Origin of the sequence: Neobacillus sp. PS3-34, assembly GCF_030915465.1 — a bacterium.
Classification (GTDB): domain Bacteria; phylum Bacillota; class Bacilli; order Bacillales; family Cytobacillaceae; genus Neobacillus_A.
In genome coordinates this window covers 4303684-4329885 of record NZ_CP133267.1, presented here as the reverse complement: position 1 = coordinate 4329885, position 26202 = coordinate 4303684, and the positions used below count along the sequence as shown (strand labels likewise).

Below are 26202 nucleotides of genomic sequence, written 5' to 3'. Positions count from 1 at the left end.
AATGGACTAGAAAAAAATTAATGTTTACCACTGATTTTATTCGAGCAATAATTGCCATCTCTTTTTTGTTTATCAATACTGCAGATGATATGTGGATTGTGTATACTGGCTCATTTTTACTCTCATCTGGTGAAGCATTGTATGGTCCAGCCAGGAAAGCAGGCATTCCCGCCATCGTTCAAACTGGCCGCATTAAGGAAGTGAATTCGTGGGAACAAGTTTCTTTAGGATTTGTATTAATAATCGGGGCATTGAGCGGTGGAGTCGTTGCATTTTTGTTGGCCAAGTGCTGCCTTTGTAATTAATATTTTGTCGTTTGTATCGGCAGGTTGGATAATAAGTTCTATTCCTACTCTGGAATCAAAAGAAGTTCAAACAACAAGACATGAAGTTCCTAAGAAAAATGGTATTCTTTCACTTGCTCTTGCCTCATCGTTTGTATTAATGCTGTTGACATTCGACTTGTTGAACCCTTTGATTAATGGAATAGAAAATGTCCTGTTAAGTGTCTACGCCGTAAAAGTATTTCATATGGGGGGACTGGGAGTTGGAATTCTTTACAGTGTGCTTGGGACTGGGTTAATTCTTAGCCCCATACTTTCTTCAAAAATTAGAAATTATTATCTTCCCTTTGCATTTTTATGCCTCCTTATGGAAGGAGTGGTTTTATCTTCCATTAGCCAGGTCCATTCCTTTGCACTCGTAGTAATAATGTTTGGAATACTGACTGTCTTCAGTGGCGTTGGAAATACGTTAATGGATACAGCCGTGATGGAAACCATGCCATCATGGCTGCATGGGCCTATTTTGCTTTTTCTGCAACTGTAGCGAATACGTGCATTGGCATTTCTATGTTTTTAACCGGGGTTCTGCTTGAAACGATTTCTCCTAGGATGATGGGACTCGCCGGAGGTTTGCTTTATATCAGTTTAGGTACAGCATACTTCCTTTGGGCAATGCGGATAAATATGAAGCGGGAGCATCAGATACTCAGCAAAGACACGATAGAAGCATAATCTAAAAAGTTGGAGATATCATTTTAATTTCGAAATTCATTAAAAAGAAAAAACCTAATCCTGTAGTAAAGGATTAGGTTTTCGTTTCTATTACACTCTGTAATTCAAATTCTAGATTTGAATTAGTGGTTCATATCCATTGCCTGATGATCATTAACATTAACCGCCTTGAGATCGAGATTATATTTCAAACGATCTGCTTGCCCTTGATGTAAGGCATTTGCATGTTTTTGTGATATTGTGCCGGAAGTGGCTGCTGCGTTTATAGTTTTGTTCTCTAAGTCGGTTAATTTTTGTAAAAACTCAGCCTTACTATATCCTTTTTCTTGCGCAATCTGTACAACTGTTTTTTCTTTTTCCATTTCCTGCATAATCGTAATAGGTAATACGTTAAGAATTTGTGCTGCCTCGGTGACAAAATTAATTTGATTTAAACGCCCCTTACGTATAGGTGCTTGCGTTTGGTCATTATCTTTGACGGAATATTTAGACATAATACTCGCAGCAGTAGCTGTTTTATTAACTGCTTTATTGTCAGCTAAAGCAGTATTATTATGCCACAGTGCTACTACAAAGCCTAATATCAAAAGCATTGCTATAAAAATAGAAATCTTGGTTGATCTTTTGCTCATTCATTTACCTCCTTTATCAATTATCATGGCTATAATATCACCCTAACCTATCATGAAAAAACTGCTTACTGTTTTGTTTGCAAATTGTATAAATTAGTTAAGGTGTATTCACAGATTTAACAGTTGACCAATTAGAGGATCCACTCTGATTTACCGCTTGGACTCTGAAATAGTAAGTCCGATTTTTAGTAAAACCCGATTTTAGGAAGGTATTGCTACTAGCATTAAATGTAGATACATTTTGCGTAAAGGCTGCATCTGTCGCGTACTGGACCACATATCCAGTGACCGTACCGGACGGTTTACTCCAAAATCCTGTAACTGTATCCGTATTACTTCCTCTCGGAGCTATGGCACTAACAAGCAAATTCGTTGGTGCAGCAGGAATTTTAGGTACACTTACCTGAGCGATATTAGAGTAACCAGACGAAGATGTTCCATTCACAGCTTTAATACGATAAGAATACGTATTGTCTGCAACTACATCTGTATCATCGTAGCTCATATTTCCTGTATTATTTCTTGCGGTAGGAGTAGCAATTACAGCATAAGCTCCATTATTTGTAGAACGTTCAATTACAAAGCCAGTTTCATTTAACGCATTATCTCTCCATGTCAATTTGACACTCGGTCCAGCCTGCAAATTCGCTATAAGATTGTTCGGAGCCGCAGGAGGCGATGGTGGTGGTGTATTATTAATTGTTATACTTGCTGTGTTTGAATAACCAGATACCAGTGTGCCGTTTACGGTTTTAACGCGATATGTGTAAGTTCCTGTCTTCACTGTTGTATCTACGAAGTTAACACTGCCAGTATCCTTAGAAGAACCTGGTGTAGCAACCGATGTAAAATTAATCCCATCTGTAGAGCGTTCAACAACAAATCCCGTCTCATTATTTTCATTATCTGTCCATGTCAGACTCGCTGACTGGCCTGATTGTGTTATTTTCAGGTTAGTCGGCGCCATCGGAATTCCTTGTACAGCCACTGCATTTGAAGGTGTTCCGCCATCAGTTACTGTCGCTGGATTGGTTTTGTCTGGAGCGGTAACAGCATTAAACGCATCTACACGGTAGCTGTAGCTCGTATTCACATCCGCAGAATTATCTGTGAAAGAAGTATTGTTGGCTAAAGCTATACCGACTTTCGTATAGCTGCCTGCAACGCCATTTTTAATGATTGCACGCATGATATTATACCCAACCTCATTGGACGGATTACCAAGCGTCGTAGAATCAATGGCAGGAGTAGGATCTGTCCACGTAAGATTTACAGGTCCACCATTAACCCTGGTTGCAGCCAGAACAGAAGAGGCCGGCTTTGACTGTGTGAAGTTGAAAACCATCGTTCTCATCATATCATTTTCTTCGTGACCTAATAGATGGCAATGCCATACGTATTCCCATGCAAAATTCGTCATTTTATTCGAGACTGCCATTGGATTGCCGGTGGTTGGATCGACACCCGCAAAGCCCATGGTTGAACCTAATGGCATGGTCGGATCTAAAGGACGGATACTGTCCGGAATTCCAAATGGCAATTTTGGAGAAACAGGCCTTAAAGCAACAATAACATCCTCCAACGGATTCATTCTAACTGTATCCTTCCAGCCTTTTTCATTTTGATCAGGGAATCGAATCGAACCATCCCAACCTACTCGGTTTACAAGCTGTACATCGAATAGATGGAAGTGGATGGCATGCGTATCGACCCCGTTGTGGGTTATTTTCCAAATCTGAGTACCATCACCAGCTTTTGGGCTCATCGGAGTCATCGAGTCCGTCAGGTTCTCAGTTGACGGATCTATATATCCCAACATAACCGTTGTTTGGTTTTGATAATTCGTATTCGGCAATTCCACGCCGAGCGTTGCATTCATCCGCCCGTAATTTTGTTCGAATTCCTCAGCAATCGCTTTTGGCTCCATAGGTAAGGTAAGTGACCCATTCTTGGCAGGTGAGATATCAAGTGAAGTATCTTGAATATTCCCCCATCTTCCGTCTGGCACAAGAAGTGGATTTTGGCTTGATGTAAAAGCTTTTGGTATTTCTGTTGTCAATGTATCCAACGTTTTTTGTGTAGTATCGACTGTATTTGCTGTTGCAGGAGCAACTTTAATTTGCATAATCGTACGAGTGTTTGGACCGTAACCCGGTAGCGTGGACGGTGACCCGCCGGTATTTTCGCCTGTAGCTGATTGATCCGGATCTCCAGTGTAATAGTCATAGCGTGGGTCAAACGCTGGTACTGGAGCTGGTGAGTCATTATAAAGAATAAGTGTCTGGCCTGCATATTTACTGAAGTCGACAACAACGTCCGCTCTTTCGGCTGGACCCAGTAATAGCGTCTTGCTAGACACGTTAAGTACTGTTATGCTTCTACGGCGATATTCATAGTCAATAGGCTGATTTTGGAGTTCGACCGCTTTTGGCAGGAATCCGCTGTCATTCCCGATTTGAATCATTTTTGGACCGGCAAACGCTGGATCTGGATCCGGAACGCCTCCGTCCCTTCCGTCACTTGGCCATGTATCAGGGTATCCGGCTTTTTTAACAGCATCTACCATTTTTACTTCTCCAGCATTTGCATCGTTTAGAGATCCATCTTTGTTCCACATATCTGCATTAGAGGCTGCTTTATATAGCTGAAGATTCCACATCCTATCATTTGCTGCATTCAAAATACGGAAACGATATGCCTTAGGATCAACCGTTAGTGTTGGGTATGCTGTACCATTGATAACGGGTGTATCCATGAATGCCTCTGGTACAGCAGAAACATTTGGCACTCCAGGATTCATAGGTGCCTGACCTGTTTGGCCAGCTAACGGGTTCGGTACAGGCCCATTTTTCAAGCCGGTATTTGGCGGCCAGAACCAAGGTCCATAATCCCACCTCCCCATCGGGTTCGCTCCTGAAAGGTCATAAGGATTCTGATTTTGCATGTAAACATGCGGGAACCATAGGCTGCCTTGCTTTCCCCATTTATTTAGATCCCAAGTCGGGTCAGTTGCAGCCAATTGTGATTCAGTCGGTACAAAGGTCTTATCCTGAATCATTAAAGGAATTTCCTCTTGCGGAAGAACGCCACTAGCAATTAAAGATTTCTCTACGTCATCACGAAGAAGGTAGGCCGCCTCTTCACCAGCATACACATTCAGGCGAGTAATTCCATAACTATGATCATGGTAGAAGAGCATCCTTGCGCTTTGCTGATTTGTGTAAAAATAAGTCATGGAACCATCACCTGGGTCTGGCATGTCAGGTACATTATGGACACTTACACCTTTTGGATAAGGAGTATTTTCTCCCGCAGGAGTTATCCATTGATGAGGAGTACCGTCACTTATCCACGGAGTAATACCTCCGTGCAAGTGCAGAAGTCCACGGTTTTGGGTGTACTTGCCGCCTTGCGGTCCCTCACCGGCACCCATAAATGACTCATCTACTGGAAGGAATAGGTCTCCACCCTGGCCTGTAGGGAGCTTGTTCGTAAATTTCACCCGAACAGGACGATTCTTATCAGCAATAATCATCGGACCTAAATAACTTGGTTTGCTTACAGTAGGATCGGTGGTATTTGTTTGAACATAACCACGAAGCTTCGTTGGCTTCAAATCACTATGCATCTGCTCTGTATACTCTACCAGCGAAATTTCATAATAGTCTGAGCCGGGATAGGTAGTCTTATCCGGAACAGCCACAGGGATATATTGCGCCAGGTTATTGGCATGATCAGCACCCAAACCAGGTAACCCATCCACAAATTTGCGTATACCTGTACCAGGGATTACTTGCTTTGTAACTGGATCTATCTCTGGTAACTGGCTGTTAGCATAGTTTGGAGTAGTATAATAATCCGGTGTCCCTCCTGGATTCATGGTTGGCGTATCTGCCAATGCTGTTTGAACCTTTGAGCTCCCAACAAAAGGGAACGCGGCTACTACTAATAACCCCGCAATCATAGTCATTTGAACCTTGCGACCTACTTTTTTTAGTTTTTTGAACTTAACCATAAGGCATCAGCATCTCTCCCCAGAAATTTTTGTAAAGGATAATGAACCTTCATTCATGAAAGTTGTATGATGCATTTATGTAGGTATAAAGGTTCACTACTATATATATTATAATATTTTCTTAATAAAGAACCAATATGTTCTTTATTAAATTTCCAAAAAAAGAAATTTTTTCTAGTGTACTTGATTTATTTTTTCAGATAAAAAAACGTCCCATCAAAATTGATGGAACGTTAAAACCTTATCTTTTCATGTTTTAACTAGCTTTTATTTTTTTCGAAGAGTCGTGATAAAAGCAACTAAAGATAATATTACCGAAACAATGGAAAAAATTAATGGCAGCGAAATCTTGGTCTTATCAGCCGTTCTTTTGTCTCCGCTGTTCATTTTATCTTCTTGGTGGTCTTCCATGCCACTTGTACTTGCATGATGTTCAACTGTCGTGGAAGCAATTATGTTAGTAACCGAATGAGGTGTTTGTGTACTTCCCTTTCCTGTCCATTCTACAATACTTCCATCTTTATAAAATTGATAGGCATCCCATGCAGCCTTTCCAGCATACTCTGGATTCTTTGCTACAAATACAAATTGTTGAAATTGGCCTGGCAATATTCCGTCACCAATTGCTTCAAAAGTTACTGATTTAACGATGCCTTTTGAATTCTTTTTAATGGAAATGTTCCATCCTTCTACCGGCTGATAGGACATAAACTGTACATCAGAAGGAATTTTTAGTGTCACTTTTGTTGAAGGAATGTCTTTTTCAACAGGTACTTTCAATGTATAGGTTTCCCAAGCACCCGTTGCTGAGGTTTGAGGATTAACTGTTACATGCGCACTTACAAAACTACCAAATAAAAATAGGAAGAAACTTGTAATTATCAAAGCCCTTCCAATAATCTCTTTCATGCAAGAACCCCCTTAACATTATTTGTTATTGCTTTTCCACATTTAAAAAATAATACAAATCATAGGTTTTAAAATCCCTATTTAAAACATGGACTTTCAATTTCCAATGACCTGGAGCGTTTAAATTCATACCTTGTGAATAAAAGCGTCCAACTGAAATTTGTGGTAATATGACGGTATCTTCTCCAGATCCCATTTCAATAGGTATAAAGGTGAGCGTAACCTGCTGGATGCTATTCGAAGCTTTTCCACTTTTATCTTTAATAGTTGCTTCAAAATGATTGATACCAGCGACCCTTGGATCAATTTTCACTGTTACCCGTTCATCTTTATTGAGATTCTTTGTTTCAATAAATGGACCTGGTGTTGATGCCGCAGTTGGTAAATTAGTTAAAATAACCGCAAGAACCAGAACAATGAAGCCTGTCATAAGTTCTCCCTTTAACGAATTATCCCATTGTTTTTCTTTATTTGTTTTTCCTTTTAAAAAATTGATAATAGCAAAAATTAACATAACGATGAATAGAGAAACCTTAGCCAGCAAAACTCTTCCATAATTGGTCGTAAAAAGTGAATCAAGAGTTGTAACGAATGAAAATCCGCTATAAATACCAGTAATTACTAAAACAAGAACGATAAGTATTCCCCAATTAAAAAAGCTTCGAATCATTTGTTTGTAATCTAGTTTGCTATCTTCCATCCTGTTCAGTGGCAATAAAATAATCATCGCCATTAAACTACCTGTCCAAATTAAGGCACCGAGTAAATGTAAAAAATCGAACATAATCGGAATGAATGGATGTTCAGCAGAAAAAGCATGACTCGTAAATGCTTTTGCCAATAACAAACCACTACCGAGGAAAAAGGACAGTTTCCAGATAAGGTCAATTTTTTCTTTATCCCTTACCAAACGTGATGTCGTAAAAAATAATAGAATTAGTATAATTATTTGAATCATCCATACTTTTCCAAAAAAACTTGTTTTCAACAAATCAATAATATATGAATAATTCATAACTTTATTCCATGTAATATCTGCTTCGATTGTAGCTTGTAATGGTAAGTTTAATACAACACTCAAAAGTAATAACCAGTAGGAAGAAAGGATTATTTTCTTGTAACGGTGTTCAAGCTGAAGTACGAACGCGTGCTTTATAACGAACGAGCGAAAAAAAACGAGCCCTATATAAACAGATCCACTGACGAACTGTATCCAGCGAATAACGATTAAATCAAGTTGGGGAAAATATCCCTTTGATTTTGCTTTGAAAGTTGTTTGGTCCACACTCACTTGTCCCACTCCAAAGGGTATTACACCTTCAACCGGGTGACCATCATTAGAAACAACTTTCCAATCTATTCGATATGTACCATCTGGTAAATCAGGTTTAAGTCCACACTCGATAATCGATGAATTTTTAGAATCTATATGGCTGTCTCCTTGATCAACCTGCTTACCATTCATGTCTAAAACCCGTAAAGAGTGAAATCCGGTCTGTATGGTTTCATCAAATTCAATTCTTACTTTCTTAGGAGACGTCTTTAAAATTTGATTTTCAAACGGGATTGATTTAACGATGTATGCATGTGCAGAATAATAATCGGGAAAAGAAAAAATAATGAAAGTGAAAAATGTGATGAAAAAAATTAATTTCTTTGGATGATACAATTATCATTCCCCCTTAAACTTTACTTGGCATTTTTACTTTTTAACATTTTATGTGTTTCTCTCCTCCGTAAAGTCGTTCTTGCATTTTTTTATCATACTATTCTAAATTGTATTTATATTAATACAGCCTCACGCCGCCTGTCAATAGATTCCAATTCCTCCTACATTCCCTGCATTTTAACCATAAAAGTTTAATCTAAAAAGGCCATTTTGGATTAAACTCCAGAAAGGCCTTTTTTACAGTGAGTACCCATGTCCTATTGCTCAATAAAAACTCTTGTTCCATTCGGTACCGTATTGGCTAGTTGCAGAACGTCTCTGTTATACATCCTAATACAACCGTGTGAAACGGCTTTACCGATTGAAGAAGGATTATTCGTTCCATGGATTCCATATCCTGCCCTTGATAGTGAAAGCCACAAAATTCCAAAAGGACCACCAGGGTTGGGCTGACGGTTAACGATTGTATATTGTCCAAATGGAGTTTGAGTAAGCATTTTTCCGATTCCAACAGGATAGACCTTTACAAATCGCCCATTTTGAAACAAAGCCAAGGTGCGTTTTCCGAGTGAAACACGAATGGTATAAGGAATGGTTTCAGGTTCCGGCAGTCCTGGTATTTGAATTTTTTGACCAGGGTACAATTGACTTAATCCGGGATTAGCTTTATAAAGCTTCCTTAAAGAAACCCGGTAGTCCGCTGAAATGCTTTGAAGGGTTTCGCCTGGTTTTATTATGTGTATCATCAGCACCACCTCCCTCCTCCTTTTAGCTTATGCCTGTAATCACTTGTGGTTGCCTGCTTACCTTTTTACAAGATTACGAAGATCTTTAGCAATTAAGTATTTGTCTCCTCTTTTCAACTTTGTATATAATTAATCTCATTAGTGGAGGTGCGGACTTGGATATAAGACAATTGAATTATTTTTTAGAAGTAGGAAGAAAAAAGAGCATCACCAAGGCAGCTGACAGCCTTCATATCTCACAGCCAGCCTTAAGTAAAATGATTAAAGGACTTGAGGTCGAAATCGGTTTACCACTGATCATCAGAAGCAATAAACTGAATGAAATAACAGACGCTGGCCTTGTTGTGATGGAGTATGCGCAAAAAATGTCGGCTTTAATGGACGAAATGAATTCTACATTAAACGATATGACTAATTTAAAGAGAGGGAAAATCCATATAGGCCTGCCACCTATCATTGGAAGTCTTTTTTTCCCTAAGGTTATATCAAAATTCCATCATCAATTTCCTAATGTTGAAATCAATATTACTGAATACGGCGGTGCACGCGTTGTTAAAAGTGTAGAGGAAGGCGAATTCGAGCTGGGGGTTGCAGTATTGCCTATCGACGAGAAAGAATTCGATGTATATCCTATTGTTGAAGAGGAAATGAAGCTGCTCGTTCCTGTCAATCACAGATATTCTGAACGGGATTCTGTAGAATTGATTGAACTGAAGGAAGAAGAATTTATCTTTTATAACGAAGAATTTTCACTCCATGGAATCATGCGAAATGAGTTTATCCTTGCTGGGTTTGAGCCTAATATTCTTTTTAAAAGTTCACAATGGGACTTTATGACAGAAATGGTTTCTGCAAACCTTGGAGTAACTATTTTGCCTGAAACAATATCCCAGAAGGCTGCGAATAAAGAACTTAAAATAATAGCACTTAATCCGCCAGTTTTATGGAAGCTGGCAGTTATAACAAAAAAAGGACGGTATTTATCATTTGCCGGAAGAAAGTTTATAGACCTTATTCTGAATGAAAAACAATTTTTTTATGATAACTAATAGTTATGCAAATCATTCGATATATGTATTTTACGAATAACGAATTCCATCGTAACATTACCTTATATTAAAGAATTTATAAAAGGAGCTTACAGGCTCCTTTCTTTTATTTTAGGGGTTGTTTCGATGAAAATCGCTGTTATAGTCGTTCAAATACTAATCATACATGTTTTTCTTTTTCTTGGAATAGTGCTCAAACATTTTATTTCCATTCCTATTCCCGCTTCAATGGTTGGGTTGATTTTGCTATTTATAGCTTTGAAGTTAAAAATAGTTAAGCTGGATTGGGTGGAAAAAGGCGGCAACTGGCTGCTCGCAGAATTGCTGCTCTTTTTCGTTCCATCAGCCGTTGGCATTGTCAATTACACTGAGATCTTCAGTATGAATGGCCTTGAATCCGTATTATTGATCGGTTTAAGCACTGTTATAGTGATGGGTGTGACTGCTTTTACATCAGAAAAAATTTATAATCGAAAGAGAAGTAATCCGCTATGAAAATGATTTTATTTACAATCGCTACCTACATTGCTTACAGGCTTTCAAAAAAATTATATAGCCGTTGGCCGTTTCCCTTGCTACATCCATTGATCTTAACACCCGTTGCCATAATTGGTTTAATCAGCATCACTCATGTATCGGGAACTCAATATTTACAATCTGCAAAATGGCTTACGCATATGCTTGGTCCAGCTACAGTTGCATTTGCGATTCCAATTTATAAGCATTTTCATTTAGTTAAAAAATACATCGGCAATATTTTAATCAGTATTACGACTGGTACGCTTGCAGCCATCTTTTCATCACTAGCTTTTTCTGAAATGTTCCACTTAAAGCATGATTTTATCATCAGTATACTGCCCCGTTCGATTACAACTCCTTTTGCCATTGAGGTCTCAAAAGAAATTGGCGGACTGCCAGCTTTAACTACGGTATTTGTTATTTTGACTGGAGTAATCGGTGGGGTCATTGGGCCTATGGTCATCAAGGGATTATCGATCAAAACCCCTATTGCCAAGGGTCTTGCCCTTGGTATGGGTGCCCATGGAGCAGGAACGAACAAAGCTCTGGATTATGGTGAGCAGGAAGCAACTTTTTCAACTCTTGCCATGATTTTTGCTGCATGGATCACGATGTTTTGGGGATTTTCCTTAATACCTGTTCTTATTCATTAAACGCGAACAGCCTATCCCTTAAGTGGATAGGCTGTTTTTTATAGAAATGATATCCATTTCGACTTTAACTGAATTGCTTAGCTGATTCCTTCCGGGTCACTTCGTCAATTTTATGTATGAACATTTGGAAAACCCTTCTCTTTTCTTCTAAATCACGTATGTATTCTTTTAGCTGGTTAAAGTTTTCCTCAAAGGGTTTATGGTACCTCTCGCGGATACTTTCGATAATCTCCTCGTTTACTGTGGATTGGATTACCTGCTTTGTTATGCCATATTTATAAGAATAGACCTTTAGCTCCTGGGCTACTTCTTCATATTCCAGAGCAATTTGATCAAGTACCTGCGAAATATCTTCCTTCCATTCATCGAGCGATTTTTGCAGATATGTTTTGACCACCGTTTCTTCCATAAAAGCACCACCATAATAATAGATTTACTCTATTATAGAGCTCTTTGTTTACATACAGGTGTCGACAAGATTACAAAGCGTTTTCAAGTTCAAGTAAAATAAAAAAACCTATCTTGACGATAGGCGCGGAAAAGTTTATTCAGACAGTCGGTATGCTGCCATTTTGATTTGGCTTTTGAACCTGGTGTAAAATAGCAGCACCTAGCGCTTGAATTGCTGTTTTCACAATAACCTGGCCGAGGATGGCAAAGGGTACTGCATCCCATGGCAGAAAGTTTGCACCAAGCGGGCTAAGTCCGACAATGACAAAGATGACTGAGTCCAAAAATCCCCCTGCTAATCCACTGTAAAAAACTCTCCAGCTCATTGGAAGCTTTAAACGGGAATATATTTCAGTATCAGTTGATTCAGAAACCAGAAAGGATAGTGCCGAAGCAGCAACAATCAATAATGTATCACCTAAAATAGCAGAAACAATTGCTGATAATAAAAGCGCTGTTCCAATAAACATATATGTTTTAGTGCGGCCATATTTATTTTGCACTAAATCACGAAATATAAATGTAGCCCCTACCAGCAGCGTGCCCATAGGGACAATGAACATTCCGGCGTGCAAGGGTGCAAACGCAGCTGTAATGACATTCGCCGTGACGATAGATATTAAGTAAAATAGTATTCTCATGATGGATACCCCCATTTTTTTCTTATACTTACATATAAAATTTATTGCGCAATTCGATAACAGTCAAAATAGAAAAAACAGTACTACTTAGAAAGCAGTCCTGTTACCCGTAGTTTTTTTGAGAGGGTAGCTAGAACCTCTGCCAGTAAGATGGGCCTTTATTAAATTCCTTTATTAAATTCCTTAATTACTATACCATAATTCCCCTTAAAACAAGCACATTTATTTTATATTGTAGGGAATAACTTCTTTTCTTAATTTCGTCCGGAATTGAATTCCAGGTATAGTTTTAATGATCCGAATTTAGGATAAAATGATTAAAATCCAGATTCGAAAAACGGGGTGTACTTATCTGTGGCACATCATTTAAATGATTTAATCGGTCATTATGGATATTTGGGCATCATTATCGCCTTAATCGGTGGAATTATAGGATTACCTATACCTGATGAAGTTCTACTTACATATGTGGGTTTTAATGTCTTTCTAGGTGAAATGACACTGGTACCGGCTATTTTAAGTGCTTTTTTCGGTTCCTGTGTGGGAATTTCGTTAAGTTACTTCCTAGGAATCAAATTGGGGCTTCCCTTTTTAGAAAAGTTTGGACCCAAATTTCACATTACAGATAAGCGATTAAAAAAGACCCGGTCCTTGTTTGAAAAACTAGGACCATATCTGCTTTTTATAGGGTATTTTATTCCTGGTGTCCGCCATATAACTGCTTATTTAGCAGGAATTAATCGCTTTAGCTTTAAAAAATTTGCGCTTTTCGCCTATGCTGGGGCCGCTTTTTGGTCGATCACATTTATTACTCTTGGGAGATTGCTCGGGAATGAGTGGCATAAGGTAGAATCGTATATTTCAAAATATAGCATGTTCGCCATACCTCTATTTGTGCTTTTAGTTATCCTTGCTATTGTTTATTTTAAAAAAAGAAAAATATAAATTATTGTCATGCATTGCATTTTGTTCCAATGTAGAATTAATCCCTTTAATGCTGGTTCTCCTAAACATAAAAAGAAACCTCTTAAATATAATGAACTAAAAGGTTTTTTTGGGAGGCTGGTTATGAGAGAACAGGATGCGATTCCAAATTTTATGGACGCCAATAATCAAATGCTTCAACAGCCCGAAAATTTCGCCGCACCACCTGAATCTTTAACGGAAGCGCTATTTATTGAACGCTCACTGACTGAAAATAAATTCTGGTTAAGGATTATGAAAGAGCATGCCCTATTTTTAGGGGAAGGCTTTAACCGTAATGACAAAAATTTAATTCAGCAGGTAGACCGGTTTTATCAATATTTTGAGCAACAGGAAAAAAGAGCATATCAGACACCGAACAACGTAACTGCTGTACGGAAATTAAATGAAGATACAATTCAATTGGTTTATGGCTTTCGTAACTTCAAACGCAATCTTCTTATATTAATAATTAATTGTAAAGTAAGAGGTTTTAACTTCCCCCTCCTTGTGGACCATATAGCGCGCGAAGCAGAATACTTCATTAGAACATTAAAGAAATTTAACAAAGGAATCATGGACCCTATCCAGGATGCAATAATCAGTGAAAACGTCTTTTGGCTGAAAATTATGATGGAGCATTCACGTTTTATCGGTTCTTTATTTGATCAGTCAGAAAGGAATCTGGTCCATACAGCATTGAAATTTGGAGATGATTTCGAGGTACTCCTAAATCAGGCAAGAGATGTTGAATCGATGCTTTATAGGAAAAGCCCTACCTACCCGATTATTGGCAAACTTAATCAGGATAGTGAGAACGCGACTGTCGAATTACGGAATTTTAAAAAGGCCGGACTTGATTTGATTAAGAGCTGCCAGATAAAAAGCGTCATTAATCCGCTGCTGGCAGACCACGTAGTCCGTGAGGCTGAACATTTTCTATTTATGATTCATGTGTTGGAGGAAAGGCTTAAAGTTAAAAAGGCAGAAACAGCGATACAATAAACAAAACTGGGCGATTGCCGAGCCTTAAAGCTAGAGCAGAGCCCTAGTTGCACATTTACGTTCAAAATTTATGGATATAAAATCTGATAAGCTAAGAAAAACCGTTGCCCTATTAATAGGGCAACGGTTTTTCTTAGCTTAGGAAAAGGACATATTAAAAAGCGAAAATCCGAATGGATTCCCGCCTTTCTTTTAAAATATTTTTATTTGGTTTCCTTACTGCTTCGAACAAAGGCAATCATGCTGATTGTAATGATCGAAAATGCGATAAACGCCATAAAAGGAATGGTGATAAAACCAAACCAATTTAAGTAATCCTTTGAACAAGGCACCCCGGAAGTGCACATTTCAAATTGCTGAAGATATGGTATCTTCTGTAGCAGTAAATGGTATCCGGATATCAGCATGCCAATAACCGACAAAGGCAATACATATCTGCTTATTCCTTCATCGTGATAATAATAGCCAATTCCTAAAAGAAACGCTAAAGGATACATGAAGATGCGCTGATACCAGCAAAGTGTACATGGAATAAAATGCTGTACCTCACTTAAGTACAAACTTCCGAGAGTTGCTGCAATGGCGGCAATCCATGCAAGGAGAACCGATTTATTCATTGTTTTTCTCCTTCGCTGCCTTATCAACCATAGTTTTCAAGTCACCGATCGTTTGCCCTTCGAATAGTTTCCCATTAACAAAAATAGTCGGAGTTCCTGAAACACCAAGCTTGGCAGCATAATCCATATCTTTCTGCCATTCCGCATCTGTTATTTTAGCGCGGAAGGTATCCAACACCTTTTTAGTATCATCTTCAGAAGCTATTTCTTTTAATGTTGAAGTCAGAAATGCTTCATCATAGATATCCATTTTTTCGTACTTACTGTCTTTCGGCTGTTTCTTATAAAGGAGCTCATGAAACTTCCAAAAAGTATCATTTCCTAATTCCTTGTAAACAGCTTCTGCAAATTTTGCAGAACGGGTAGAGTCAACATTAATAAAGGAATCATTCATAAAGTAAAACTTCGCTTTGCCAGTTTTAACAAATTCCTTCTCTATTAAAGGTACAACGTTTTCAGCAAAATTTTTACAATTAGGGCATTTGTAATCGCCAAATTCTATTATTGAAACCGAGGCTGATTTTTTTCCAAGGTAGGGCTGGCCGGAATAATCAATCGCTTCCTTCGTTTGCTCCTTTTGTTTTGAATGGTTCCCTAAAAATATAAAACCAAGAATACATATTACAATTAGTCCTATTACCCAAAAAATAAACTTTGATGAAGAAGCCTGCACGGCCGTGGAATTTTTTTTACGATTCGTCATTAACTTACACCTCATCCTCTTAAAAAAGCCATTCGCAATGTATGTATATTTTCGTAAGTAAGTATATAGATGCACTGGAAATGCGTCAAGTTTTGAAATCGTCTTCTCTCTATTGCTTCATACTTACTATTTGTAACTACGTGTGTTATAGTAATGATAATAACAACCATTAAAGATAATGCAAGAGGAATAGCATTCCTCATTCAATAAAATTTTGTTGAGGTGAAATCAGTGAATCAGAATACATTGTGCCCGAGGTTTGAGAAAGCGATGAAATTAATCAGCCAGCGATGGACAGGCTTGATTATTTCCCAGCTGCTAACTGGTACACAGAGGTTTTGTACGATTGAATCCTCTATTCCCATTAGCGGGAGGCTGCTTTCTGAACGGCTGAAGGATTTGGAAAAGGAAGGTATTGTACGGCGGGAGGTCTTTCCGGAAACCCCGGTTCGAATAGAATATTCCTTGACGGATAAAGGTCTTGCTTTAAGACCTGTTATAAAGGAACTTGAAAAATGGTCACAGGAATGGATCGAGGCTGAAACGTAATAATATTATATTCAGCATGTAAAAGCTATGCTGATTAGTGTCAGCAGGCTTTTTTCATTTCTTTAATTTCTTTTTTCAAGCCAGTGAATAAATTTGACATTAGCGATTAATAGAAAATATATAATGGGATAGGTTGCTGCGGACAGCCACAGATTCCATTTATGGTGATATAAAAAGCCTGCATTAATGGAAAGCCATTCAAAAAGAATGGAAAAAAGAGACCAAAATAATATATACATGATTTTTTTAGCGATAGAGCGGTTGAATGGAAACCAGTTAATAATTAACATAGTGGCGGCAGGATAAATTCCAACAATAATTAGCAGGGTTTTAAGATCAATAAAATACGGTCCGAAAAATCCATACATATCATGTTTATCAGTGAAACGGTCTGCAAGATTCGAAAAAAATAATCCCCAAAAAATGCTTGCATAATATTCGATTCCACGTAAATGTTTTTTCATCAAAAAGGCCGCTGCATTAAAGAGTATAATAGAAGTATAAAGAAACCACATTCATAATGACCACCCATTAAAAGAAAATAAGTATTTTTTTTAGTATTAACATATTGTTTATTTCTAATGTGGTCGAAGTGAACAAAACGGATTGCTTATAAACGCAATCCGCCCATCAATTTTAAGCATTTTTCCCCAAAAAACTTCAAAGACACAATTAAATCTATAATTGTTTTTCGAATAATACATTTCGATTATTCCATTTTGTAATCTGCTGAAGAACAATAAAACAAATTATTAACAAACCGATACCAATAAAGAAAACTATGATCGGCCTTAAAACAAGAAAACCAGTTGCCTGGCTGACCAATAAAAGGAAGATCGGGAGTACAATAAGTCCGCCGAGCTGCTGTGCTGCCTGAAAGGTTTGAACCCTGGAAGAAACAAGCACGCTAAATAGGATTGTCAGTAATGAAATAATGGGTGATAACCAAAAAATCATTAATAGCCAGTTTCCGTTAGGCAGTAATAGATGATCATACATTGAATAAGTCAAGCCATCTGCAACAATAGCAAAACAGAGGAAGCTTCCCAGGGTAATTGACATAACCGGAATGAAGGCAGCAAGCACTTTTCCTATAAATAGTTCTTTTACTGTGATAGGTGCAAACAGTAAACTTTCAAGGGTACGCCTCTCTTTTTCACCAACAAAGCTGTTCGTGGCAATCGTCATTGAGTTAAGGCAAGGAACCATTAGAAATAAAGATCCAAGGAAATAGTTAATAACCACATAAATGATTTGATGGTTTACCGATGGCAACGTTTGTATTGTTTTTTTGATATCACCATCTGGCAGGCTCTTTAAAACCTTATGAAGCATTGAAATTAAATCGCTGTCAGTAATCGGAAGATACTTGGCGGCTAAAATCATTCCTCCTGGCATCAAGAGGCAAAATAACAAGGGTGTAATAATGAAACCGAGCCATACCTGGCTATTACTTGTAATACCCTTCATATCTTTCCTGGCAATTGCCCAAATTACCTGTCTATTCATTGCTTGCACCCCGAATCGTAAAGTATAGAGATTCCAAATCCCTGTTTTCAATTTCTACATGATGGATCCAGGATTCAGCCGCAATTTTTTGAAGAAGAGGCGCAATGGATCCCTTGTTTAGCAAAGTGAATTCCAAGCCAGTAGATCCCAAATCGCGGACGGGGTATCCGTTCCAGGTTGATGACAAAATTGGCAGCCCTGTCTCAACTCTTAATCGTACTTCTGTTACATATTTATCTTCCAGCTCTTGCTTTGTTCCGTTTTCAAGGATACTTCCCCCTTCGAGGAACATGAAAGAATCACAGATATTCTCAAGCTGATGCAGAATATGAGAACAAAGAAATATGGTCGTTCCTTCCTGCCGATTCAATTTGGTTACATAATCATAAACCAGGCGGATTCCCTCTGGATCAAGCCCATTCGTAGGTTCATCCAAAAATAACAATTGAGGCTTATTAAGCAATGCTTTAATCATCCCCAGCCTTTTCTTCATTCCTGTGCTGTATAGCCCCACCTTTTTATTCTGATGCTCTGCCAAAGCAAACTCCTCAAGCAGCGTTTGTATTCTTTTTCTATCATACGCACCGTATATCCTGGCGAAAAACTCTAAATTTTCCAAGCCTGACATTTCAAAATAAAGGCCGGCTCCATCTGTTAATATTCCGCACATTTTTCGGATCTCATGCCCATTGACAGCTGGATTCCAGCCACCGACGCTCATTTTCCCTCCATCTGCTTCAATGACACCATTAAGCAATCGAATCATGGTTGTTTTTCCAGCGCCATTGGGCCTCGGAGGCCTACAACCTTTCCCTCTTCAACTGAAAAGGATACGTTTTTTAAAACCTTTTGAGACTCATAACTCTTTGAAACTTGCTCTACATGAATAAAAGCAGACATGCTTTTTATTGCTCCTCTCAAACTTAGAAAATATTATTTTAATAACTTGATAATTAGACGTTTACTTGATAACAATCGTTCATTTTTAAATATTGATTATATTTAAATAACCGGCAAATGTTTGCTAGGCACTTTCTTTGGTTGTTTTCGGTTAATAATCCACTCTGCAGCCGCCAAATTTACTGCAATGGAAATAAGTACCCCGACAGGAAAGGCAATGGAGGAATCCAATAATAAGGATAACGGGATCACAATGATTCTAAATGAAACAAATACCAAGGTGATGGCATAACTTCTTTTCATCCATTCCTGATGCTGTTTTAACTTGCGTTGATAGATCCGAAGAATCCCAATAGATGTGGTAAAAAGCCAAAATGCATCCAGCACAAGGAAGGCAATCATTGAGCCTGTTCCGCCAGTGGAAAATAAACTGATGTAGGGTACTAAGAGGACGTTTATTAGAATTGTAAAGGCATATATGCGGCCTAAAATTTTATGAAGATTTATTTTTTTTCGGCTGGCTTTTAAAAATTGAAATGGCCCGATGGACAGCGCAATGATTCCCAATAATAAATGTGGATAAAAGAATAATTTATATGTTGAATACGTAAAACCAGCATCCTTCATTTTACCTTCAAGAATCGGAGCGTGTTCAGCGCCATTCAGCAAATACATGAAAAAAATATAAGCGGTGAACAGCAAGATCATTAGGTATACCCCAGCCACTCTAAAACGATATTTGTTCATCCCAATTTCCCCTTTGCACATCATTTTTATGTTAAGACTTTTTCATAACACTTATATAGAGCTTTTCTAAATGGATAATGGACCGATCCTCTCTCCTCATATCCTGCTCGTTCGTACAACATAACTGCACCTGGGTTATTCGAAAAAACATCGAGCCGGATGCTTTTAAAGCCACTCTCCATGGCGTGATCCTCTGCAAAAGCCAGAAGTTTTTTGCCCAGTCCTTTTCCCTGTGATAAAGGATGGACAGCCAGACGATGAATGATTAATGAGCTTTCAGCTGGCTCCGACCAGCTGAAATTCTCGTACTTTTCATTTCTCTTATTATCAATTACTATTGCTCCTATTACTCCATTATCCTTTGTGATTCCGAAAAAATTGCCCGTTTTCAAATCGGATTTAATAATAAAGCGATTCGGATAAAAAAAATCCCATTGATATATGCCACTCTTCCGTAAATCCCTGGTTACATCCCGATACAATTGGTTTGTGCTTGGAAAATGCTCCATGCCAAGCGGAATGATTTCCATATATTCCACCTCTATATTATGTCAGTGTTTTAGTAAGCAGTTTAAAGATATCGCTGAGCTCAATCTTTTCTTCTTCGGCCGCCGATAAAAATTGGGTGACGCGCAATCCATAGGAAAATGTCATAAACATAACTGCCATTTTCTCGGCATTAATTTCTTTTGGAATCACCCCGTTTTCCTGCCCCATTTTAATCCAGCGTATTCCTGTTTCTTTACTGTATCGATAAACTTGGTTCAAAATATTCGTTACCTTTTCGTTCTCCTGGCTAAGTAAATAAACAAAGATTAAATTAGCAGCGTCCTTTTTGTTCTGCCTAGAATCAAAATTTTCGCTCACAACACCAAATGGTTTTGAAGCCGATTCCCTTAATGAGTTTGCTACAGCCTGATGAAACTCTTCGTTCATTTTCTCGATTTTTGACTGGAGGATGAGCCCAAATAGTTCATCCTTACTTTCTACATAATGATAAATGGCACCCTTAGACAGGCCGGATCTTTCAATAATATCCCGCAGTGTTGTTTTACGGCAGCCCTTTTCAAGGATGATTTCTTCAGTAGTTATAAGGATTTTTTGAAAGCTGGGATTATCGTAAATTGTTGTGTTTGCCATATTATCAACCTTCCTTACTCTTCTTTACTGAACAAAACCACCTGCAGGCGGCAGGATTTCGTCCATTTTTGTTTTCGCATGCCTTCGGTACAATACTGTCCAGGCAATCGTAACACCTAAAATGGAATAAAAAACAATTGGTGAAACAGCTAAAAACGATGAAACTGAAAGACGGAACACCAGAAGCATTTTTATGATTGCTTCACCTAATAGCGCCACACCCCAGACAGCTGTCATTAATCTTATAACATAACGGAAATATGCAAGATTCCAATTCTGCGCAAATTGGCCTTTCTTTTCATCACCACTATTGCTGAAGCGAATCGCAAAATGGTAAATGAGCGGGCGTTTAAAAAATAATGAACCTATAAAAATGAATCCAAGTAAACCTGTGACCATCGACTCCCTCATTAAAATCCATTTCTCGCTGCCACCCATAAAAAACGCCACGAGGCTTAAAATAAATCCAGTAAGCATAAATAATCCAAATGCATCAGCCTTTTTATGTTTGATAAAGTGATAAAAGTTATCTGCCAACGGAATGAGTGTTGCGATTAGCAATGAATTAAAACTTGAATAGTGACCCAGTAATAGATTATAAACAACGAGCGGCATGATTCCATTTAAAAAAATGCTAAGCAAAACTGATTGAATTACTTTACGTTGTGATTGAGCAAACATCCATATCTCCCCTTAATATCCAAATCCTTCTAATCAAATCTTAAAATACCGACCGTCGGTTTGTCAACTTATTTTTTACTAAATTTAGATTTCGCAGTAAAAAGGAATGATTCGATAAAAAAAGCTGTCCAATAATAAGAACAGCTTTGTTTCGACAAGGATTGGCAATGTTTTTAAAGTGAATCTGTTTCACCTCTATCTAATTGCTAGCAAATAGATAGTAATTAATAGCACAACGATAAGGTTGTTTTTTAGAAAACCTTCTCACTCTCACCGATCACGATTCAAGGCAAAACAATACTATTGATTCTTTTCAGCATGGATCCCATGCTGTTTTTATCTAAGGATGTTCCTTTAAAAAATCCAATTCAGCGGGTTGTATTTTCTTTCCTGGCGGCAGCTCTCGCAAACGTGAAGGACGACATGATTTTTTTCATCCGGATCGACTAATTCCGGTTCCTCCTTCATCCCGCAAACCTCGCAAAGTCTCATGGTTTAGTCACCTCCATTTTATCCGTAACTTCAAAGCCGCTATCTTTTACTGCCTGGACAAAATCTTCCGTAGAAGCCATTCTCTCATCATATGCGAAGGACGCTTCCCCCTTGGTTTGGTTTATTTCCACTTTATCTATTCCCCATACATGATTTAGAGCTTCCAAAATCTTATCGGCGTCCTGTTGATTTTGAATATTTCTCACTTTCAAAACACCATTTTCCACAATTCTCACCCTTTCTGTTGCTGGTCAATCTGGAGGCGAGGTGCCCCTGATTATCCCCTTCTCTTCTTATTTTTGTTCATTTTCCCTCCGATTCCTCAAAAACACTTCTCCCATTCCCTGCAAGAAATCCACCATTGTGGTCATGGCTGCGCGTATTTCCGGCGTCCAAAATCTCGCCCTTAACCGCCAGACACTTTGCTTTTCACCTTTTTCACCGGTATGTGACATCTTTTTCAGTCCATGCCCGACGCCTTCCAGAAGTGTATTCATCTGATCTGGCTGGAGTGTACCAAGGAATTTAAAAGCACCCATCGCATTCTTAATGATATTGTGCATTCCAGGCTGATTCAGCTGCTGGATCGCGATAACTCCTACGTCCTCGCCTTTTGCCATAAGAGCCTGGACGGATTCAAGGATTTTCATTTCATTTAAGCCCTTTAAGACTCCAATTGCTGCAATGATCGCGTCTTTATTTTCTGTTAACACCTGCATGATTTCTGCGGAAGCTTGGACTTGCAGCTCCTCTGGGTTTGTTTCAATCTTTCTAATTTGCGTAATTGCCCTCGCCATATTCATCCCCCCTTAAATCAATTAGATTTTCAATCGGTGTAAAGTCTTCTCTTTTCCACTTTTCTTCTACTTTGACACTGATTTGCGGTACCCTGTTTCCAAAGCGGTGATTATGCTTCGGCAATGGCGGTTCCCCTTCTATTTCGAGGACTTCCATTCGGACACCCATTTCCTTGTAGGCTGGCGTATGGGTAATAATATCGTGATAGCTGCTAGTGAGTCGATTAACTGCCTGCTCCTCATCACGTGTGTTCATTGGCAGATACAGCTCATTACCTTTCACCCTGTCTGTAACCATTACACGTACCTCGACCTCACCGTATGGGGAAGTCAATTTTACTAAAGTGCCGTCCTTAAGGCCCTTTCTAACGCCAACTGTAACGAGACCTCCAGCCATGGATATGGAACCTTATGGGTCAGGCCTTCGTTGCGATACGTCATATTGCCTTCATGAAAATGCTCTAGCAGCCTTCCGTTATTTAAGTGAAGATCGAACTCTTCTCCTGGATCGAATGGCGGGGTCCAATCAACTGGAACAAGTTTTGCCTTTCCGTCCGGAAATGGAAAGCGATCCTTATACAGAAGAGGAGTATCTTTGCCATCCGGCGACACCGGCCATACCTGTGATTCCCATCCTTCCAGACGCTCATAGCTTACACCAGAGAAAATAGGAGCCAGGCTGGCTGCTTCGGCCATAATTTCTGAAGGATGCTCATAGCTCCAGTTTGCTCCAAGTCTGTTCGCGACCTCTTGAAAAATTTTCCAGTCTGGCTTAGAATCACCCAGTGGCTCAAAAACTTTGTGGAAACGCTGAATCCGCCTCTCTGTATTCGTAAAGGTTCCATCCTTTTCAAGACTTGGAGCTGCAGGTAAAATAACATCAGCATAACGTGCCGTTCTGCTGAAGAAAACATCCTGGACCACAAAGAAATCCAATTTTTCAAATGCTGCTTCCACATGATTCGAATTAGCATCAACAAGTGCCATATCTTCACCGAACAAATAGAGGCCTTAAGCTTGCCTTTATCCATTCCTTCGACCATATGGTGATTGTCCATTCCTGGTTCTTCAGGGAGAGAGACCCCCCAAGCCTTTTCATATTTTTCACGTACTTCCGGATCCTGAACAGGTTCATAGCCCGGCATCCAGGCTGGCATTGTTCCAAAATCACATGCCCCCTGAACGTTATTGTGACCTCTTAAAGGATAAGCCCCTGTTCCCTTTCGTCCATAATTGCCTGTAACCAAGAGCAGATTTGAAATAGCCGTACTCGTATCAGTCGCACCCATGTGTTGTGTAACACCCATTGCCCAAAGCATACAAACAGATTTTGCTTCGTGAATCATATTTGCGAGTGTCAATAATTCTTCTCTAGTTAACCCTGTTTTTTCTTCTGCATATTCAAGTGTGAATTTTTCGAGCGATTGGGAATATTCCTCTACACCGTTAACACGGTTGGATAAAAACTCTATGTCGTGCCAGCCCTGGTCAATAATATATTTTGTTACAGCATTCAGCCATATCAGATCTGTTCCTGGCTTCGGATGGACATGGAAATTGGCGCGCTTGGCCAATTCATTTTCTCTTAAATCAGCAACTATCAGTTTCTGTCCGTGAAGCTTGTGGGCACGCTTGATACGGGTAGCTAACACAGGGTGGGACTCAGCAGGGTTAGCCCCGACAATGACAATCAATTCGGAAGCCATAATGTCCTCGATTGTACCCGAATCCCCCCCAAGACCAACCGTTCTCATCAATCCGGCTGTTGCTGGGGACTGGCAATATCTCGAGCAGTTGTCCACATTATTAGATCCCATAACCGCCCTGGCGAATTTTTGGAACAAGTAATTTTCTTCATTAGAACATTTTGAGGAGGCTATATAGCCAATTAAGTGCGCTCCATGCTCTTCTTTTATTTCAGACAGTTTGCTGGCAACTAGGCTAAGGTCATCCCAGGTTGCTTCAACAAATTCCTCGCCTTTTCGAATCAGCGGCTTTGTCAGACGTTCTTCACTATTGACAAAATCCCAGCCCCATTTCCCTTTTACACAGGTTGAAATACCGTTAACCGGTGCTTCCGTTTGTGTTTGGATTTTTAGAATTTCCCTCCCTTTTGTCCAGACTTCAAAGCTGCAGCCAACTCCACAATATGTGCAAACAGTTTTCGTCCTTTCTATTCTCGCCTGCCGCATAGCTGCTTCGACTTCAGAAATAGCAAAAATCTCCCTATATCCAGGTTCCACTTCCTTTGTCAAATCAATCATGGGAGCAAGTACCCTCGGAGGAATGCCAGTTAAGAAACCTGCATTGCCAAGCATTGATTTTTCCATTAAGGCATTACAAGGGCATACATTTACACAATGTCCACAGGAAACGCAGGAAGACTGGTCAATTGGCACATCATTATCCCAAATAACTCTCGGTACCTCCTTGCTCCAATCAATCGTAAGTGTTTCATTTACCTGCAGATCCTGGCAGGCTTCCACGCATCTTCCGCAAAGAATGCACTGGTCCGGCTCATATCTATAAAAGGGGTGGGAATTATCGGGTGGGTACGGCTTCGCCGCGAAAGGATATTTTTGATGTTCTACCTCCATCAGTTCAACCGTATTATGGATGGTACAATTGCCATTGTTATTGTCACAAACCGTACAGTAAAGTTCATGATTTTTTAAAATCCTTGAAATAGCCTCATATTGTGCTTCCTTTACCGGCTCCGAAATTGTGTCAACTTTCATCCCGCTTTCAACCTTTGTTGCACAGGATCGGACCATTTCTCCATTTGCATTGACATAACACGTATCACAAGTCTGGATCGTTCCAAGATTGGGATGATAACAAATCCCAGGGATAAATACATCTTGTTCCCTGGCAGCATCAAGTATCGTCTCGCCCTGTTTCGCGGTATATTCCTTTCCATTAAAATGAAAGGTTAACCTTTCTTCATTCATTTTTGTGCCTCCCTTGGCTGAGAATTTCCCTTTGTAGTTTCGGTAAAAGTACCTTTATAAGAAAGCCAGTATGCCCCTGCCACAAAGATACTGCCTCCCACTGCATTACCTAAGTAAACAGGAACGAAATTGGCGAGGTAATCCATCCATGTGAAATGGCCTGCAAAAATAGCGGCAGGAATAATGAACATGTTTGCGACTACGTGCTGAAAACCGATCGCCACAAAGGCCATGATTGGGAACCAGATGCCCAAAAGCTTGCCGCTAACCTCCTGCGAGCTGTATGAAAGCCATACTGCCATTCCTACGAGCCAATTGCAGCCAATACCTGAAAAGAAACTTTCAGCGAAGCCTTCGTCCAGCTTTGCCTGTGCCATGGAGATAGTTTTTGTTAAAAAAGGTCCGTTTTCAGTCAACCCGGTGATATGCCCAAAAATATACGCCACGAATACTGCACCAATAAAATTGCTGATTGTGATCCAAAACCAGTTGTTCATTAGCCTGCCAGCGGATATTTTCTTAGATAAAAATGCCATTGGTACCGCCATCATATTTCCTGTTAAAAGCTCTCCACCCCCAATGATGATTAATATGAGCCCAACAGGAAACACAGAGGCACCTAGAAAAGAACCAAACGTTCCCCATTCTTTTGGCAAATTGGCAGTTACCCTTAAATCGAGCAAATAACCGATTGAAATGAACGCTCCTGCAAGAAAACCCAGCACCAGCATACTGCGAAGCGGGAGAGTAGCTTTTCGGGACCCGGCTTCCACTGCTAGCAATGCGGTTTGCTGGGGAGAATGAAACGCCATGATTTTCCCTCCTATCTGTATAGAAAATAATATTTAC

At 39.3% G+C, this 26202-nt stretch carries 29 protein-coding genes and 1 pseudogene; 9 read left to right on the top strand and 21 right to left on the bottom strand.

Features of this window, described 5'->3' with window-relative positions; genetic code table 11:
- Window positions 1-20 precede the first annotated feature (20 nt).
- From RCG23_RS22755 to RCG23_RS22745, 3 genes are read left to right on the top strand one after another with little or no spacing between them, the layout of a single operon-like run.
- Window positions 21-305, top strand: coding sequence for an MFS transporter (locus tag RCG23_RS22755; protein WP_308177518.1), 285 nt, complete (start codon window positions 21-23; stop codon window positions 303-305).
- Window positions 259-828 carry an MFS transporter gene (locus RCG23_RS22750; protein ID WP_308177517.1) on the top strand — a complete coding sequence of 190 codons (570 nt, stop codon included), beginning with the start codon at window positions 259-261 and terminating at the stop codon, window positions 826-828. Before RCG23_RS22755 ends, RCG23_RS22750 begins: the two co-directional genes overlap by 47 nt.
- Window positions 789-1016, top strand: coding sequence for a hypothetical protein (locus tag RCG23_RS22745; RefSeq protein WP_308177516.1), 228 nt, complete (start codon window positions 789-791; stop codon window positions 1014-1016). The genes RCG23_RS22750 and RCG23_RS22745 overlap by 40 nt, the downstream gene beginning before the upstream one ends.
- 122 nt (window positions 1017-1138) lie before the next feature.
- Here the strand turns inward: RCG23_RS22745 and RCG23_RS22740 are convergent, their stop codons facing one another.
- From RCG23_RS22740 to RCG23_RS22720, 5 genes are all read right to left on the bottom strand, one after another.
- On the bottom strand, window positions 1139-1648 hold the full coding sequence (locus RCG23_RS22740; RefSeq protein WP_308177515.1) for a hypothetical protein: 510 nt from the start codon (window positions 1646-1648) through the stop codon (window positions 1139-1141).
- A 97-nt stretch (window positions 1649-1745) separates the two neighbouring features.
- Window positions 1746-5663 (bottom strand): fibronectin type III domain-containing protein, encoded by a 3918-nt coding sequence (locus tag RCG23_RS22735; RefSeq protein ID WP_308177514.1) that lies wholly within the window; start codon window positions 5661-5663, stop codon window positions 1746-1748.
- A gap of 267 nt (window positions 5664-5930) precedes the next feature.
- Window positions 5931-6572, bottom strand: a complete 642-nt coding sequence (locus RCG23_RS22730; RefSeq protein WP_308177513.1) for a YcnI family copper-binding membrane protein — start codon at window positions 6570-6572, stop codon at window positions 5931-5933.
- A gap of 25 nt (window positions 6573-6597) precedes the next feature.
- Window positions 6598-8241, bottom strand: a complete 1644-nt coding sequence (locus RCG23_RS22725; protein ID WP_308177512.1) for a copper resistance CopC/CopD family protein — start codon at window positions 8239-8241, stop codon at window positions 6598-6600.
- Window positions 8242-8498: 257 nt separating this feature from the next.
- Complete coding sequence (locus tag RCG23_RS22720; RefSeq protein ID WP_374049779.1) at window positions 8499-8987, bottom strand: L,D-transpeptidase family protein; 489 nt, start codon at window positions 8985-8987, stop codon at window positions 8499-8501.
- Between the two features lie 155 nt (window positions 8988-9142).
- Between RCG23_RS22720 and RCG23_RS22715 the strand changes: the two genes are divergently transcribed.
- The 3 genes from RCG23_RS22715 (at window position 9143) to RCG23_RS22705 (ending at window position 11208) form a co-directional block, all read left to right on the top strand.
- Window positions 9143-10036 carry a LysR family transcriptional regulator gene (locus tag RCG23_RS22715; protein WP_308177511.1) on the top strand — a complete coding sequence of 298 codons (894 nt, stop codon included), beginning with the start codon at window positions 9143-9145 and terminating at the stop codon, window positions 10034-10036.
- A 126-nt stretch (window positions 10037-10162) separates the two neighbouring features.
- Window positions 10163-10531, top strand: coding sequence for a CidA/LrgA family protein (locus RCG23_RS22710; protein ID WP_308177510.1), 369 nt, complete (start codon window positions 10163-10165; stop codon window positions 10529-10531).
- Entirely contained in the window at window positions 10528-11208 is a 681-nt protein-coding gene (locus RCG23_RS22705; RefSeq protein WP_308177509.1) for an LrgB family protein, read from the top strand. Before RCG23_RS22710 ends, RCG23_RS22705 begins: the two co-directional genes overlap by 4 nt.
- Window positions 11209-11272: 64 nt before the next feature.
- Here RCG23_RS22705 and RCG23_RS22700 read toward each other — a convergent pair whose 3' ends face one another.
- The gene (locus tag RCG23_RS22700) at window positions 11273-11617 is read right to left on the bottom strand and encodes a hypothetical protein (protein WP_308177508.1); all 345 of its coding nucleotides are present in this window, start codon (window positions 11615-11617) and stop codon (window positions 11273-11275) included.
- Window positions 11618-11756: 139 nt separating this feature from the next.
- Complete coding sequence (locus RCG23_RS22695; protein ID WP_308177507.1) at window positions 11757-12299, bottom strand: VUT family protein; 543 nt, start codon at window positions 12297-12299, stop codon at window positions 11757-11759.
- A gap of 354 nt (window positions 12300-12653) precedes the next feature.
- On the opposite strand from RCG23_RS22695, the gene RCG23_RS22690 reads away from it, so the two are divergent.
- Window positions 12654-13244, top strand: a complete 591-nt coding sequence (locus RCG23_RS22690) for a DedA family protein (RefSeq protein ID WP_308177506.1) — start codon at window positions 12654-12656, stop codon at window positions 13242-13244.
- A gap of 123 nt (window positions 13245-13367) precedes the next feature.
- Window positions 13368-14267 carry a DUF2935 domain-containing protein gene (locus RCG23_RS22685; protein ID WP_374049778.1) on the top strand — a complete coding sequence of 300 codons (900 nt, stop codon included), beginning with the start codon at window positions 13368-13370 and terminating at the stop codon, window positions 14265-14267.
- A gap of 203 nt (window positions 14268-14470) precedes the next feature.
- Here RCG23_RS22685 and RCG23_RS22680 read toward each other — a convergent pair whose 3' ends face one another.
- A complete protein-coding gene (locus RCG23_RS22680) occupies window positions 14471-14884 on the bottom strand; it encodes a disulfide oxidoreductase (protein ID WP_308177505.1) in 414 nt (137 codons plus the stop codon).
- Window positions 14877-15587 (bottom strand): DsbA family protein, encoded by a 711-nt coding sequence (locus tag RCG23_RS22675; RefSeq protein WP_308177504.1) that lies wholly within the window; start codon window positions 15585-15587, stop codon window positions 14877-14879. Before RCG23_RS22675 ends, RCG23_RS22680 begins: the two co-directional genes overlap by 8 nt.
- 231 nt (window positions 15588-15818) lie before the next feature.
- On the opposite strand from RCG23_RS22675, the gene RCG23_RS22670 reads away from it, so the two are divergent.
- On the top strand, window positions 15819-16136 hold the full coding sequence (locus RCG23_RS22670; RefSeq protein ID WP_308177503.1) for a winged helix-turn-helix transcriptional regulator: 318 nt from the start codon (window positions 15819-15821) through the stop codon (window positions 16134-16136).
- A 62-nt stretch (window positions 16137-16198) separates the two neighbouring features.
- Here the strand turns inward: RCG23_RS22670 and RCG23_RS22665 are convergent, their stop codons facing one another.
- The 12 genes and pseudogenes from RCG23_RS22665 to RCG23_RS22610 all read right to left on the bottom strand — a co-directional run bounded on the left by RCG23_RS22665 (window position 16199) and on the right by RCG23_RS22610 (window position 26165).
- Window positions 16199-16600, bottom strand: a complete 402-nt coding sequence (locus tag RCG23_RS22665) for a CBO0543 family protein (protein ID WP_308177502.1) — start codon at window positions 16598-16600, stop codon at window positions 16199-16201.
- 214 nt (window positions 16601-16814) lie between these two features.
- Window positions 16815-17645: an ABC transporter permease gene (locus RCG23_RS22660; RefSeq protein ID WP_308177501.1), complete on the bottom strand. Its 831-nt coding sequence runs from the start codon at window positions 17643-17645 to the stop codon at window positions 16815-16817.
- Window positions 17638-18411, bottom strand: a complete 774-nt coding sequence (locus RCG23_RS22655; RefSeq protein ID WP_308177500.1) for an ABC transporter ATP-binding protein — start codon at window positions 18409-18411, stop codon at window positions 17638-17640. Before RCG23_RS22655 ends, RCG23_RS22660 begins: the two co-directional genes overlap by 8 nt.
- Before the next feature lie 236 nt (window positions 18412-18647).
- Window positions 18648-19292 (bottom strand): DUF2306 domain-containing protein, encoded by a 645-nt coding sequence (locus RCG23_RS22650; RefSeq protein WP_308177499.1) that lies wholly within the window; start codon window positions 19290-19292, stop codon window positions 18648-18650.
- A gap of 26 nt (window positions 19293-19318) precedes the next feature.
- Window positions 19319-19822, bottom strand: a complete 504-nt coding sequence (locus RCG23_RS22645; RefSeq protein WP_308177498.1) for a GNAT family N-acetyltransferase — start codon at window positions 19820-19822, stop codon at window positions 19319-19321.
- Between the two features lie 16 nt (window positions 19823-19838).
- The gene (locus RCG23_RS22640; protein ID WP_308177497.1) at window positions 19839-20432 is read right to left on the bottom strand and encodes a TetR/AcrR family transcriptional regulator; all 594 of its coding nucleotides are present in this window, start codon (window positions 20430-20432) and stop codon (window positions 19839-19841) included.
- Between the two features lie 24 nt (window positions 20433-20456).
- On the bottom strand, window positions 20457-21113 hold the full coding sequence (locus RCG23_RS22635; protein ID WP_308177496.1) for a VC0807 family protein: 657 nt from the start codon (window positions 21111-21113) through the stop codon (window positions 20457-20459).
- Between the two features lie 354 nt (window positions 21114-21467).
- Window positions 21468-21605, bottom strand: coding sequence for a hypothetical protein (locus RCG23_RS22630; RefSeq protein ID WP_308177495.1), 138 nt, complete (start codon window positions 21603-21605; stop codon window positions 21468-21470).
- Window positions 21602-21832, bottom strand: coding sequence for a heavy-metal-associated domain-containing protein (locus RCG23_RS22625; protein ID WP_308177494.1), 231 nt, complete (start codon window positions 21830-21832; stop codon window positions 21602-21604). The genes RCG23_RS22630 and RCG23_RS22625 overlap by 4 nt, the downstream gene beginning before the upstream one ends.
- 66 nt (window positions 21833-21898) lie before the next feature.
- Window positions 21899-22402: a helical membrane plugin domain-containing protein gene (locus tag RCG23_RS22620; RefSeq protein ID WP_308177493.1), complete on the bottom strand. Its 504-nt coding sequence runs from the start codon at window positions 22400-22402 to the stop codon at window positions 21899-21901.
- Window positions 22377-25353, bottom strand: a pseudogene (gene fdhF / locus RCG23_RS22615) (formate dehydrogenase subunit alpha). The gene RCG23_RS22620 and the pseudogene fdhF overlap by 26 nt, the downstream one beginning before the upstream one ends.
- Window positions 25350-26165 (bottom strand): formate/nitrite transporter family protein, encoded by an 816-nt coding sequence (locus RCG23_RS22610; RefSeq protein ID WP_308177492.1) that lies wholly within the window; start codon window positions 26163-26165, stop codon window positions 25350-25352. Before RCG23_RS22610 ends, fdhF begins: the two are co-directional and overlap by 4 nt.
- Window positions 26166-26202: the final 37 nt, after the last annotated feature.

What these genes read in the sequence shown, in the direction of transcription:
- RCG23_RS22640 (WP_308177497.1), bottom strand. Translation starts at nt 20,432, where the DNA reads ATGGCAAACACAACAATTTACGATAATCCCAGCTTTCAAAAAATCCTT.
- RCG23_RS22700 (WP_308177508.1), bottom strand. Translation starts at nt 11,617, where the DNA reads ATGGAAGAAACGGTGGTCAAAACATATCTGCAAAAATCGCTCGATGAA.
- RCG23_RS22660 (WP_308177501.1), bottom strand. Translation starts at nt 17,645, where the DNA reads ATGAATAGACAGGTAATTTGGGCAATTGCCAGGAAAGATATGAAGGGT.
- RCG23_RS22655 (WP_308177500.1), bottom strand. Translation starts at nt 18,411, where the DNA reads ATGATTCGATTGCTTAATGGTGTCATTGAAGCAGATGGAGGGAAAATG.
- RCG23_RS22645 (WP_308177498.1), bottom strand. Translation starts at nt 19,822, where the DNA reads ATGGAAATCATTCCGCTTGGCATGGAGCATTTTCCAAGCACAAACCAA.
- RCG23_RS22755 (WP_308177518.1), top strand. Translation starts at nt 21, where the DNA reads ATGTTTACCACTGATTTTATTCGAGCAATAATTGCCATCTCTTTTTTG.
- RCG23_RS22635 (WP_308177496.1), bottom strand. Translation starts at nt 21,113, where the DNA reads ATGTTTGCTCAATCACAACGTAAAGTAATTCAATCAGTTTTGCTTAGC.
- RCG23_RS22735 (WP_308177514.1), bottom strand. Translation starts at nt 5,663, where the DNA reads ATGGTTAAGTTCAAAAAACTAAAAAAAGTAGGTCGCAAGGTTCAAATG.
- RCG23_RS22740 (WP_308177515.1), bottom strand. Translation starts at nt 1,648, where the DNA reads ATGAGCAAAAGATCAACCAAGATTTCTATTTTTATAGCAATGCTTTTG.
- RCG23_RS22610 (WP_308177492.1), bottom strand. Translation starts at nt 26,165, where the DNA reads ATGGCGTTTCATTCTCCCCAGCAAACCGCATTGCTAGCAGTGGAAGCC.
- RCG23_RS22710 (WP_308177510.1), top strand. Translation starts at nt 10,163, where the DNA reads ATGAAAATCGCTGTTATAGTCGTTCAAATACTAATCATACATGTTTTT.
- RCG23_RS22720 (WP_374049779.1), bottom strand. Translation starts at nt 8,987, where the DNA reads ATGATACACATAATAAAACCAGGCGAAACCCTTCAAAGCATTTCAGCG.
- RCG23_RS22705 (WP_308177509.1), top strand. Translation starts at nt 10,528, where the DNA reads ATGAAAATGATTTTATTTACAATCGCTACCTACATTGCTTACAGGCTT.
- RCG23_RS22665 (WP_308177502.1), bottom strand. Translation starts at nt 16,600, where the DNA reads ATGAAAAAACATTTACGTGGAATCGAATATTATGCAAGCATTTTTTGG.
- RCG23_RS22695 (WP_308177507.1), bottom strand. Translation starts at nt 12,299, where the DNA reads ATGAGAATACTATTTTACTTAATATCTATCGTCACGGCGAATGTCATT.
- RCG23_RS22650 (WP_308177499.1), bottom strand. Translation starts at nt 19,292, where the DNA reads ATGAACAAATATCGTTTTAGAGTGGCTGGGGTATACCTAATGATCTTG.
- RCG23_RS22680 (WP_308177505.1), bottom strand. Translation starts at nt 14,884, where the DNA reads ATGAATAAATCGGTTCTCCTTGCATGGATTGCCGCCATTGCAGCAACT.
- RCG23_RS22630 (WP_308177495.1), bottom strand. Translation starts at nt 21,605, where the DNA reads ATGAGACTTTGCGAGGTTTGCGGGATGAAGGAGGAACCGGAATTAGTC.
- RCG23_RS22745 (WP_308177516.1), top strand. Translation starts at nt 789, where the DNA reads ATGGCTGCATGGGCCTATTTTGCTTTTTCTGCAACTGTAGCGAATACG.
- RCG23_RS22675 (WP_308177504.1), bottom strand. Translation starts at nt 15,587, where the DNA reads ATGACGAATCGTAAAAAAAATTCCACGGCCGTGCAGGCTTCTTCATCA.
- RCG23_RS22685 (WP_374049778.1), top strand. Translation starts at nt 13,368, where the DNA reads ATGAGAGAACAGGATGCGATTCCAAATTTTATGGACGCCAATAATCAA.
- RCG23_RS22620 (WP_308177493.1), bottom strand. Translation starts at nt 22,402, where the DNA reads ATGGCGAGGGCAATTACGCAAATTAGAAAGATTGAAACAAACCCAGAG.
- RCG23_RS22730 (WP_308177513.1), bottom strand. Translation starts at nt 6,572, where the DNA reads ATGAAAGAGATTATTGGAAGGGCTTTGATAATTACAAGTTTCTTCCTA.